The organism is Actinomyces oricola (genome assembly GCF_004104015.1).
Classification (GTDB): Bacteria; Actinomycetota; Actinomycetes; order Actinomycetales; family Actinomycetaceae; genus Actinomyces; species Actinomyces oricola.
The window spans coordinates 46393-58545 of record NZ_RYFV01000022.1 but is presented as its reverse complement, the minus strand read 5'-3'; the positions used below and the strand labels follow the sequence as shown (position 1 = coordinate 58545).

Sequence of the window (12153 nt, the reverse complement as noted above, 5' to 3'; positions counted from 1 at the left end):
CACGGTTCTTCCGGTGCGGTCAACCATCTTCGCGATGATGTCCACGTCAACGCCGTGCGAAGCATAAAGAACCGCCTCCGCCTTCAGCCTCACTAGAACAAGAGTGTCACTGCGCTTCTTCCACCTCGAAAGAACATCGTGTTCCTTCTGCGTCACATCCACTTGCATGCAGGTATTCTACAGGGGGTGGCACATGATTTCCAGACTACTAAACCACAGAATACGGTTTTGTTTCATTTCGGCCATACTAGTTCCCGACAGCACTCCTACCGGACATCTTAATCGAGTCATTTCTTGTATTAACGCTTGTATATCCTTGGGTAAACACCACATCCCATAAGCGCGACCAGGAACTCGCGAAACTGTCCTAAATTTTGGTCGATCCTGAATGTTCTCTAATAATCGAATAAAATCATCGACCATAATTCCTAGGTGTTTTGAATAGATAAGAATCTCGTTCCAGAACGAAATTAAGATTGAATCTAAAGCGTTCTCAACATACTTTAATAGTTCAACACTGGAGCGGTTGTTGGTTATAAACTTTGGAGCATCGGAGTTTGAATATATGTCAAGTAAATGCTGTGCAGCTTCACCCTCGCCTCCTATTGCAATTCTTTCAGGGTGCCTATTATCTTCGTCGATAGAGGCTTTTCTTAAGAAGGAGGGGTTTACGGCATATGGGAAATCGGGAATGATTCGCGCCAACCGATCCGCAGTTCCAACAGGACAAGTTGACCTTTGAACAACTATCGGATACTTATTCCAATCACGATTAGAGATATCGTTGATTACTTTTTCGAAGATAGACAGATCGCACGACCCATCAATAGAAGGCTCAGTTGGTACGCAAATATGAATAGCGTCCACGTCATGAGGCAAGTCTACTATTTGAGACATCCCACAGTTTTCACCAAGGTCGGACTGTATTCGTTGACATGCCGAATTATCGCTATCGACGCCAATAACCTGGTGTCCCTGCGCTTTGAGCCAAATGAGATGAGAAAAACCCACTTTTCCACAGCCAACAACAACAATTTTCATAACAAGCTCGCGATCGTAATACTGCAAATTGTGAATCCATCGGTAATACGTTGGGATTGTATCCAGTCACTTATTTTTGAATAGTGTACAAATTGACGATCGATGATTTCATCCACATCATTTAGATTTCCATCCAGTTGAGATTCTGTCGCTTCTGCAGCGAATACATATACTTTTTGTGAAGTTAACCCGGGGACAGGGTAGAACACTCCCAAATAGTTCAATTCTACACCATCTACGCCTGTTTCTTCACGCAGTTCTCTGGTGGCCGCATTAACAGGAGATTCGTCGTCGTCAATACCTCCCATGGGTAACTCCCATGAAATCCTGTTAGTTGGGAACCTATACTGCTTTAAAAAGAGCACTCGTTGCTTATTGTCTCTCACTATCACGGATACCGAGTCTCGTCTGTGTACTACTCCATATATTCCTGGTCGCCCATTTCTAGTAATTTTTAATTCTGAAACGCTCATCCACGGATTTGAATATACAGTTTCACTCGACACTATTTTAAACTTGTTTCGTTGATTCATCGCCAATACACCTTTCTTCTCCGTAATTGTAACATCACGAAGATGAATACTCCAATAAATAGAGCAGCAATAACCGATATGCCGACATGGTGGGATAGCGTTTCTAACAAAAGTAGCCCGGTAGATATTGCCGCATAAGAGGAAGTTAAAGTTGCCTGAATTTGTAGGGAAAAATAGTCTGCTCCATGAAGTTGATTAGCGAACGGTTCAGCGTTGGTATAGAACTGACTATATTGCTTTCTGGACATCATGCTTGATATTATGTCCTCCTGGATAAAATTAAGTATGCTGTAGTGTTTCATATAATTTCTTCGCTGTCGAAGATATAATTCGTAGTACAACTGTCCGAGAACTGAGTTAATACCCAGAGGAATAGCTGCTGCTACAATACGGAAAGATGGGGAAACTATTGAGGTGTTCGCTAGAGTCGCAGACATGGCAGCGGTAGCAGCGTTAGTACTCAAGCAGTATCCAAACCAGCGATCACGAACTTCTTGTTGTAGCTTTATCTGGTCAAAAATGAAGTTGGCGATGTACGTTTTCGAAACAAGTTCATTTTCGGTGAGGTCTAATCTCGCCACATTCGGTTGTGAAGCAGAGCTAGTTTGATCAGTTAAGCAATTTAGAATGCTTTTTATGTTCATCTAGACACCTTAAACGGTCGGCGATGTCGTAATCAGAAGCGGTTGTTAAATCGAGTATGTCGAGTTAAAGAGGGTGTTCGTTCGCTTGCCAAAACGATCGCGTTGTTAACCATCATTGGTTTCACCTCGAATTGAGTCACAGGGAGACTGGGACAAGCGCATCACGAAAGGCATCGGTGATGTGTTCGTGACGTAGCCTGCCAACTGGCTGGCAACTTCACAAGGTATTCCTGGCGATTCTCGGCTTCTGCTAACAGTGTCGCCCACTGTCCTGTCAAGGATATTGCTATGTTGTCATTGCGGGCTATGTACTTTCTGGTCGCTCGGTTGGCCATCGTTACCAGGCGATGTTTGAGGATGCCTCCAACATGAGTTCGCTCCACTGACGTCTGGCTGTCTCACTTGGTGAGACGCTCGCTCCTCACCACTCCCACCCAAACCCGCCAAACAATCCACCGTGGACATCGCGCTGGGTGAGGGTGGCTGTCTGCTGGGCATCGAGGTGCGTGCGGTTGTACTGGTTGGCCGCTTGGGGGCGAGCGAAGGGACTAGCGCTAGTGAACTGCCAGATGCTGGCTGGCACCTCCCCGATGAAGCGCACCTGGATGGTGGCCAGCAATGAGCGAACGTGGAAGGCCCGGCTGGCCAGCGAATCATCGAACCGCGGCGACGCATCGGTGGACGCTTCGCCAGACGCATCGCTGCACTTAAGCACTCCCACTTTCCCGCGCAATCTAGCGGTTTGGCGCTGCTTTGTGGCGGCGACTGATAGCCCCTGCTGGGCTCCCTCCTCCACTACCCACGCCGTCAGGGGTGGCCACTGTCCTCCGGTTGCTTCGCCTCTGCTCAGGCAGGTGATGGAGCCGGCTGGGGCGTCAGCGCTGCACCACCTGCCTGGCGAACTTCGCAGCCCGTGCTGCCTCCTCTCCTATCTGTGGTCGGTTCCATTTCGCCGTACTTCGCACTGGACTTCTCGTGCATTCTGAGCGTCAATGGAAAGAGACACCGGCCATGGTGGCTGGTATGTCTGGACAAATGGATATGCGAAAGGAGGATGCGTGTATGGAAGCAGGATCAACACAAGGCGGTGCAGCGGCAGTCGGAGCTGACCCGTTTGCGGCTATGGCCGCTCAGCTCACCCCCAAGCGGGCCGTCTCCTACATCCGTGTCTCCACCCGCGAGCAGGCCCAGCGTGGCGGCAGTGAGGAGGGCTTCTCCCTTCCCGCTCAGCGTGAAGCGAATAAGCGCAAGGCCCAGTCGATGGGTGCGCTGGTGGTTAAGGAGTTCGCTGACCGGGGTGAGTCGGCCCGCTCCGCTAACCGGCCTGAGCTGCAGAAGATGCTGGCGTACCTTAAGGAAGATGGTGGCATCGACTACGTCATCGTCCACAAGCTCGACCGACTAGCAAGAAACCGCGCCGACGACGTGGAGATCAACCGGGCCTTCGAGGAAGCCGGCGTCCGGCTGGTATCGACGTCGGAGAACATCGACCAGACGCCTGGCGGCATGCTGCTGCACGGCATTATGAGCAGCATTGCCGAGTTCTACAGTCGCAACCTGGCCAACGAGGTCATTAAGGGGATGGGCGAGAAAGCCAGAAACGGCGGGACGCTGGGCAAGGCACCGCTGGGGTATGTGAACGTGCGCGCCAGGGACGAGAACGGGCGGGAGGTCCGGACGGTCGCCCTGGATGACGAGCGCGCACCGCTGGTCCGGCTGGCCTTCACTGAGTATGCAACAGGTAACTGGACGGTGCGGCAGCTGGCGGAGCATCTCAACACCCTCGGCCTGAGCATCCCGCCAACTGCCCGCAAACCGACCAACCCTGTTTCGGTCAGACTCTTACAGACGCTGCTGCGAAACCCCTACTACAAGAGCGTTATCTCCTTCCAAGGCGTCGAGTACGCCGGGGCGCACGAGCCTCTCGTGGACGCCGCCACCTGGCAGACGGTGCAAGACATCCTGACCGCTCATACCAACGGCGAGCGGCAGCGCATGCACAATCATCATCTCAAGAGCACCATCGTCTGCGGCCTGTGCGGTGCCCGCCTGCTGGTGCAGCACGCCACCTCGCGCGCCAGCGGCACCTACCACTACTTCGTCTGTGCCCGGCGCCATCGGGTGCACGACTGCACCTTCAAGGCAGTGCTCATCGACGAGGTGGAAGCCCGCGTGGCCGAGCTCTACCAGCAGATACGGCTCAGTAGCGATGACCGCCGCGAGATAGAGCACTATCTGCGCGCGGAGTTCGCACACATCCAGGCCAACCGCCAGCAAGACATCCAGCGCCTGACCACGCGGCAGCAACAGCTGGAAGACCAGCGCCATAAGCTGCTCGAAGCCCACTACGCCGGAGCCATTCCCCTCGACCTACTCAAGAAGGAGCAAGACCAGCTGACCAGCGGCATCCTTGCCATCCAACGCGAGCTGGACGGCTACACGGCCGATGCAGCCCTGGTGGAGCAGCACCTCACCCAGGCGCTCGACCTCCTGGAGGACTGCTCACGGCTGTACGAAGCAGTACCGGCCGCCCTGAAGAAAATGCTCAACCAGGTCTTCTTCGAGCGCATCTTGGTTAATCCGGCAGTAGACGAGGATGGCCGCACCATCATCCCACCACCGGCGCTGCAGACTAGTCTGAAGGCGGGGCGACGAAGGGGCGCTGGTGGGACTGAGACTGGCGAGAGGATGACCGCTGCGCAGGGTGGCGAGAAGACGGCGAAGAGCGCGACCTCTTCTCGCGATGAGAGTGCTGGCGGCCAGTCGGGCGGCTCAATATCTGAGGGTGGCGACGGTGAAGCGCAGCTAGGCTTGGTGCATACGGTGCACCGCGGCACCATCTCCATCATCGACCCCGCGAGCCACACCGCCGTCACTGGAGAGCTGGCCTCACCCTTCGACCAGCTCTGCAGTCAGCAGTTGAGGCGGGCAGCGCAGCAGGCGGCGATGGGCGCAGTGCCCAGCCAGACGGCAGACTGCGAAGCACCCACAACCAAAACGCCCGTCCACAATGTGGACGGGCGCCGTCGATGCAATTCAGGTAGTGATTTGGCTCCTGCCCCTGTTACTCAGGCCAAGGGTTCGTATACGGAGCTGGTGGTGGACCCGGCCGGACTTGAACCGACGACCGACGCGGTGTAAGCGCGTTGCTCTACCAGCTGAGCTACGAGTCCTTCTGGTCTTTCCTTGTGGTCGTTGCGAGCCGCTGTGGCCGCCTCACCCACAAGGCCCAGGGCTTGAGTTTCCACGTTCTCGCTCCGGCGAGCAAGTCCACGGGCCACATTGCCCCCAACCGCCAGGGGACGCTCCGAGCCCGCTCCATCTCGCCGCCAGATGCGCGGCCGGCGATGCGTTATGCGTTGTGCAACGCACCGGCCAGCGCATGCGGTCGCGTCCAGCGTCGCGCCTCAGGCCGCTAATTGACGACCGATCGGACAGACGCCGACGCACCCCACCCGTGACGAGGCGAGGAGGATTAAGGGGAGCAAGTGGGTCGAGGCTCAACGCCTCCTGCTGGAGACTCGGATTCCGCTCCAGCGCGGCCCCATGGAGGCGGCGCTGGTGGCGTGCATGCCGGCGGTCTTGGCCGCCTCCTCCACGTCAGCGGCGGGGATCGCCCCGGTGGTGCGGGCCTTGGGGGTCAGTACCCAGATGAGCCCGTCACCATCGAGGTTAGCCTGGGCGTCCACGAGGAGATCAGTCAGGTCGTCAATATCGCCGTCGTCGGAGCGCCACCACACGATGGCGGAGTCCGCGACGTCCTCATAGTCCTCATCAACCAGCTCAGTGCCGGTCTCGGTCGCGGCGGCCTCGCGCAGGGTTTCGTCGACGTCGTCGTCGTACCCGAACTCTTGGATGATGAGGCCGGAGGCGAAGCCGAAGGCTCCACCCACTGTGCTCGCCACTGTGTTCACACCGTCCTTCCGGGCCCTGGGCCCAATGCTGTGCGCCCTCCGGTGGGGCGCACAGCATCTAGCCCACCTCACTGAGACCGTCGCGCGCAAGCGCACACGCGCGATCATCCGCTGTCTGTACTTCTCCACGGCCCCTGAGCACACGCGACCGGTGCCTTACCTCACACGTGACATAGGACTTTCTTCCCGGTTCTCCTGGGCCCACATGCTCCTAAGGCCGTAGATTGAGACTCAATGACATGCGGACCCAGCGGAGGACCGCCCCGCCGTGGACGGCCGTGGACAGCTGTCGTCGCCCAATCCGGTCGCCGCCCCGCTGCACAGACGCGAGGAAAGAGGAACCCGTGAGCCCCACCAGCGACTCCACGCCGCTCATCGACGGCCTCCTGACCAAGGTCACAGACAACGACCCTGAGGAGACTCGCGAGTGGCGCGAGTCCCTTGACGCCCTCATCGCGGATAAGGGCGCCCCCCGCGCCCGCTACATCCTCCTGTCGATGTTGGCCGAGGCCCGTCAGAAGAACGTCACCGTCCCCGCCCAAACAACCACCGCCTACATCAACACCATTGATGTCGCCGACGAGCCCTACTTCCCCGGCGATGAGACCGCCGAACGCACCTACAGGCGTTGGAACCGCTGGAATGCAGCCGTCATGGTCACTCGCGCCCAGCGCCCGGGCATCGGGGTGGGCGGGCACATCTCCTCCTACGCCTCGGTCGCCACCCTCTACGAGGTCGGCCTCAACCACTTCTTCCGCGGCAAGGACCACCCCGGCGGCGGCGACCACGTCTTCTTCCAGGGCCACGCCGCCCCCGGCAACTACGCGCGCGCCTTCCTCGAAGGGCGCCTGAGCGAGGCCGACCTCGACGGCTTCCGTCAGGAGGCCTCCCGCCCTGCCGGCGGCCGCGGCATCCCCTCCTACCCCCACCCGCGACGCATGGAGGATTTCTGGGAGTTCCCCACCGTGTCCATGGGCCTGGGCCCGGCCGAAGCCATCTACCAGGCCTGGTTCGACAAGTACCTGTCCGGATCGGGCATCAAGGACACCAGCCGGCAGCACACCTGGGCATTCCTGGGCGACGGTGAGATGGACGAGCCCGAGTCCCGGGGCATGCTCCAGCTCGCCGGCCAGCAGAACCTGGACAACCTCACCTTCGTGATCAACTGCAATCTGCAGCGCCTCGACGGCCCGGTGCGCGGCAACGGCAAGATCATCCAGGAGCTTGAGGCCTTCTTCAAAGGCGCCGGCTGGAATGTCATTAAGGTGATCTGGGGCCGAGGCTGGGACCAGCTTCTCGCAGCAGACAAGGACCACGCCCTGGAGCACCTCATGATGGAGACCCTTGACGGGGACTACCAGACCTTCAAGGCCAACGACGGCGCCTATGTGCGCAAGCACTTCTTCGGCCGTGATCCGCGCACCGCCGCGCTGGTCAAGGACTGGACCGACGACGAGATCTGGGCCCTCCAGCGCGGCGGCAACGACTATCGCAAGGTCTACGCCGCCTACAAGGCGGCCATGGAGCACAAGGGCCAGCCCACCGTCATCCTGGCCCACACCGTCAAGGGCTACATTCTGGGCTCCCACTTCGCGGGCCGCAATGCCACCCACCAGATGAAGAAATTGGCCCTGGACGACCTCAAGGGCCTGCGCGACCGCCTTCACATCCCCATCTCTGACGCCGAGTTGGAAGCCGACCCTAAGCGCCCGCCCTACTACCGGCCCGCGCCCGACGACCCCGCCCTGCTCTACATGCTGGAGCGCCGTCGCCAACTGGGGGGCTTCGTGCCCGAGCGGCGCGACCACGGAAAGCAGCTGACCCTACCGGGGGACAAGGTCTTCGACGTCCTCAAGCACGGCTCGGGCAAGCAGGCGGTGGCCACCACCATGGCCTTCGTGCGCCTGCTCAAGGAGCTCTTAAAGGACAAGGAGCTTGGGCGCCGGATCGTGCCGATTATCCCCGACGAGGCCCGCACCTTCGGCCTGGACTCCATCTTCCCCTCGGCCAAGATCTTTAACACCTTGGGGCAGAACTACACGCCGGTGGACGCCGAGATGATGCTGTCCTATCGCGAGTCCACCTCTGGGCGGATCATGCACACCGGCATTAACGAGGCCGGCTCAGCCGCCGTGTTCCAGGTCGCCGGTACCAGCTACGCCACGCACGGCGAGCCCATGGTGCCCGTTTACATCTTCTACTCCATGTTCGGCTTCCAGCGCACCGCCGACCAGTTCTGGGCCGCCGGGGACCAGCTGACCCGCGGCTTCATCATTGGGGCCACCGCGGGGCGCACCACCCTGACTGGTGAGGGCACCCAGCACATGGATGGCCACTCCCCGCTCATCTCGGGCACCAACGAGGCCGTCATCACCTACGACCCCGCCTACGCCTACGAGATCCGCCACATTGTGCGCGACGGCCTGGAGCGCTGGTATGGGCCGGATACCGGGCGCAACCGCGACGTCATGTACTACTTGACGGTCTACAACGAGCCCATGATTCAGCCGGCAGAGCCGCAGGGCGTTGATGTTGAGGGCATCGTTAAGGGCATTCACAGGCTCCAGGGGCCGCCGGAGGCCGACGGTCCTGAGGTCCAGCTCCTGGCTTCGGGCGTAGGCGTGCCCTGGGTGCTTGACGCCCGTCGCATCCTGGCCGAGGACTGGGGTGTGCGCGCCTCGGTGTGGTCGGTCACCAGCTGGAACGAGTTGCGCCGTGAAGCCCTGGAGGCGGAGAAGCAGAACTTCCTCCACCCCGACGCCGAACCCCGTGTGCCCTACCTGACTGCGAAGCTCTCCGGCGCCCAGGGGCCCTTTATCGCCACCAGCGACTATGACCACCTGGTCCCCGACCAAATCCGCGCCTGGGTGCCCGGCGACTACCGCACGTTGGGGGCCGACGGCTTCGGCTTCTCCGACACGCGCGCCGCGGCCCGCCGCCACTATCTCATTGACGCCCAGTCCGTGGTGGTCAAGGCCTTGACGGCCCTGGCCGACCAGGGCCAGGTCGACCGCTCCGTGCTGCGCCAGGCCATTGAGCGCTACGACCTGCGCAACGTCAACGCCGGCTCCTCCGGAGCCCAGGGGGGCGACGCCTGAGCCGTCCGCTCACCGGCACCCCGGCCGGTTGCCGCCCCCGCGCCCCGGTGCTACCGGCCCCGGACGGTAGCACCGTCGGGGCCGGCCGGTGGGTTCAGGCCTTCTCCGCAACGGCCTGGACCGAGGGGTCAGAACCGGAGTAGACATTCATGTCACGGTACCGGGGGCGCAGCAGGTTCTCCGGGCTGAGAAGCTCGTCAAGCACATCCTCGTCGAGCAGCCCCATCTCCAGGACCACCTCGCGCACGTTGCGGCCGGAGCGGGCGCATTCGCGGCCCACCAGGTCGCCGTTGTGGTGGCCGATGACCTCATTAAGGTAGGTGACAATGCCAATGGACTCCAGGACGTAGCGGCGGCACACCGCCTCATTGGCCTCGATCCCGGTGATGCACAGTTCGCGCAGGGCCCTCATGGCGTGGGTGAGCAGGTGGATGGACTCGAAGATGGCCTGCCCAATCAGTGGCTCCATGACATTGAGCTGGAGCTGACCGGCCTCGGCGGCGAAGGTGATGGCGACGTCGTTGCCTATCACCTTGAAGCAGACCTGGTTGACCACCTCGGGGATCACGGGGTTGACCTTGGCGGGCATGATGGAGGAGCCGGCCTGCCGCTCCGGCAGGCGAATCTCCCCCAGTCCCGCGCGTGGGCCCGAGGAGAGCAGGCGCAGGTCGTTGCAGATCTTGGAGAGTTTGACTGCGAGGCGCTTGAGTGTGGCGTGCATGGAGACGTAGGCGCCGGTGTCGCTGGTGGCCTCCAGGAGGTTCTGCGCGCCCACGATCGGCAGTCCGGTGATGGCGCACAGGTGGCGCACCACCGCCTCCTGATACCCCGGGGGCGTATTGAGTCCGGTGCCGATCGCCGTTGCCCCCAGGTTGACCTCCAGCAGCAGGGCGCTGTTGTGCATGAGGCGGGGAATCTCCTCGTCCAGGAGCACCGCAAAGGCCTTGAACTCCTGGCCCAGGCTCATGGGCACGGCGTCCTGAAGCTGGGTGCGCCCCATCTTGATCACCTCGGCGAACTCCTTGGACTTGCCCAGGAAGGTGTCAATGAGATCGCACAGCTCGACCTCGACGCCGTTGATCGCCTGGTAGAGGCCCAGGCGGAAGCCGGTGGGGTAGGCGTCGTTGGTCGACTGGGACTTGTTGACGTGGTCGTTGGGGTTGACGATGTCGTAGCGGCCCTTGGCGTAGCCCAAGCGCTCGAGGGCGAGGTTGGCAACCACCTCGTTGGTGTTCATATTGACGCTCGTGCCCGCCCCGCCTTGGAACTGGTCAATGGGGAACTGGTCCAGGCAGCGCTTCTCGTCCAGGATCTGGTCGCAGGCCCACACAATGGCGTCGGAGATCTCCGGGGCGAGGGTGCCCAGCTCGGCGTTGGCCAGCGCGGAGGCCTTCTTGACCTGCACCATGCCGCGCACGAAGTCCGGCTCCTCGCTGATCACGTGACCGGAAATGCGGAAGTTCTCCATGGCGCGCAGGGTGTGGATGCCCCAATACGCCTCCAGTGGGACCTTACGCGCCCCCAACAGGTCCTCTTCTGTGCGAGTGGCCGCCGTCATCATCCTTGCTCCTCCCCGTGGCCGGATCGCCTCCCCCAGCACGGATCACGATGCCCGGGAACTGCGCTCAATATGCCATTTCATATTACCGGCACGTTTCATCGCCGTCCTCCCGAACCACGTTCCATGCACCCCGGCCGCTGACCGAGCGTCACGCTGGCACGCACAGGTACCATCCGTGCATGGACGAGCTGAGTACCCCAGCGGTCGCCGCCCTCCGGCAGGCGCAGAACATGATTATTGAGCACTCGCTGGACCGCATCAGCACCGCCCACCCCTGGTACCGGACCCTCCCGGAGGCCTCTCGTGAGCAGATTGACTCCGTGGCGCGCCTGGGCGTGACCATGTTCGTCGACTCCGCCTCCTCGCCGGAGGCCGCCTCGCACCCCTCCCAGGTCTTCTCGGTGGCGCCGGCGGCCCTGACCGGCACCATTTCCCTGGAGCAGACCCTGACCCTGGTGCGCACCGTGCTCGACGTCGTCGTTGAGGAGGCGCCCCAGGCGGTCCCTGCCGCAGACCACGTGGCCACGCGCATCCACGCCCTCACTTTTGGACGTGATGTTGGTTTCGCCGCCGCCGAGGTCTACGCCCGGGCCGCTGAAGCCCGTGGCGCCTGGGACGCGCGCCTGGAGTCCGTGGCTGTGGATGCCATGCTCCACGACTCCCCCGAGGACGCCGCCACCCGCGCCGGCACCGCCGGTTGGCACGGGAGCGGACCGGTCATCGCCATTGCCGCCCACACCGCCCTCGACGCCCTGGGCACCTCCCGCCTGCGCCACGAATGCCGGCTCCTCGCCGAGGACTGCCTGGTCTCGGTGCGCGGGGATTCGGTCATGATCATCCTGGGCGGGGTCAGGGCCGACGACGTCGCCGGAGACACCCCTGAGCGCGCCCTGGACCGGGCGGCCCTCAAAGTCGCCAAGATCATTGAGGGCCCGACAGTGGTGGGGCCAGTCACTTCGAGCGTGGCCCAGGCGGGCAAGTCCCTGCGCTCGGCCTTGGCCGGGCTGCGCGCCCTGCCGGGCTGGGTGGAGGCGCCCAATCCAGTGCGTGCCGACGAGCTCCTGCCCGAGCGCCTCCTGGCCGGGGACACACTCGCCACCGAGCAGATCCTCGCTCTAGTCCACGCCCCCCTGCACGCCATGGGGGACCCCTTTGAGGAGACAGTCGCCACCTACCTGGCCCTGGGCGGGTCCCTGGAGGCGACGGCGCGCGCCCTGTTCGTGCACGCCAACACGGTGCGCTACCGTCTGGGCCGGGTCAGCGAGCAGGTCGGCTGGGACGCCACCGATGCCCGCGACGGACTCATGCTGCACTTGGCGATCATTGTCGGGCGCCTGTCCGCCGGCCAGGAGGAGTAGAGGC

General features: G+C 61.4%; 8 protein-coding genes and 1 tRNA gene. 3 read left to right on the top strand and 6 right to left on the bottom strand.

Going from position 1 to position 12153, the window contains the following annotated elements; translation table 11 throughout:
- Positions 1-177: 177 nt before the first annotated feature.
- Genes EUC46_RS09315 through EUC46_RS09305 form a run of 3 tightly spaced genes read right to left on the bottom strand, consistent with a single transcriptional unit; the run spans position 178 to position 2218 of the window.
- Positions 178-1041, bottom strand: a complete 864-nt coding sequence (locus EUC46_RS09315) for a Rossmann-fold NAD(P)-binding domain-containing protein (RefSeq protein ID WP_128773886.1) — start codon at positions 1039-1041, stop codon at positions 178-180.
- Complete coding sequence (locus tag EUC46_RS09310; protein ID WP_164918797.1) at positions 1038-1514, bottom strand: NUDIX hydrolase; 477 nt, start codon at positions 1512-1514, stop codon at positions 1038-1040. Before EUC46_RS09310 ends, EUC46_RS09315 begins: the two co-directional genes overlap by 4 nt.
- Positions 1515-1570: 56 nt before the next feature.
- A complete protein-coding gene (locus tag EUC46_RS09305) occupies positions 1571-2218 on the bottom strand; it encodes a hypothetical protein (RefSeq protein ID WP_128773884.1) in 648 nt (215 codons plus the stop codon).
- A 1122-nt stretch (positions 2219-3340) separates the two neighbouring features.
- Between EUC46_RS09305 and EUC46_RS09295 the strand changes: the two genes are divergently transcribed.
- Positions 3341-5359, top strand: a complete 2019-nt coding sequence (locus tag EUC46_RS09295; protein WP_128773893.1) for a recombinase family protein — start codon at positions 3341-3343, stop codon at positions 5357-5359.
- Here the strand turns inward: EUC46_RS09295 and EUC46_RS09290 are convergent.
- Together EUC46_RS09290 and EUC46_RS09285 are read right to left on the bottom strand one after the other, a co-directional pair.
- Positions 5316-5391: transfer RNA gene (locus EUC46_RS09290), tRNA-Val, on the bottom strand. The genes EUC46_RS09295 and EUC46_RS09290 overlap by 44 nt on opposite strands.
- 327 nt (positions 5392-5718) lie before the next feature.
- Positions 5719-6123: a DUF3052 domain-containing protein gene (locus tag EUC46_RS09285; RefSeq protein ID WP_128773883.1), complete on the bottom strand. Its 405-nt coding sequence runs from the start codon at positions 6121-6123 to the stop codon at positions 5719-5721.
- A 353-nt stretch (positions 6124-6476) separates the two neighbouring features.
- Between EUC46_RS09285 and aceE the strand changes: the two genes are divergently transcribed.
- Positions 6477-9230, top strand: coding sequence for a pyruvate dehydrogenase (acetyl-transferring), homodimeric type (gene aceE / locus EUC46_RS09280; protein ID WP_128773882.1), 2754 nt, complete (start codon positions 6477-6479; stop codon positions 9228-9230).
- A 94-nt stretch (positions 9231-9324) separates the two neighbouring features.
- Here the strand turns inward: aceE and aspA are convergent, their stop codons facing one another.
- Positions 9325-10788 carry an aspartate ammonia-lyase gene (gene aspA / locus EUC46_RS09275; RefSeq protein ID WP_128773892.1) on the bottom strand — a complete coding sequence of 488 codons (1464 nt, stop codon included), beginning with the start codon at positions 10786-10788 and terminating at the stop codon, positions 9325-9327.
- A gap of 182 nt (positions 10789-10970) precedes the next feature.
- Here aspA and EUC46_RS09270 point away from each other — a divergent pair, with 182 nt between their 5' ends.
- On the top strand, positions 10971-12149 hold the full coding sequence (locus tag EUC46_RS09270; RefSeq protein WP_128773881.1) for a PucR family transcriptional regulator: 1179 nt from the start codon (positions 10971-10973) through the stop codon (positions 12147-12149).
- The last annotated feature ends 4 nt before the right edge of the window (positions 12150-12153 follow it).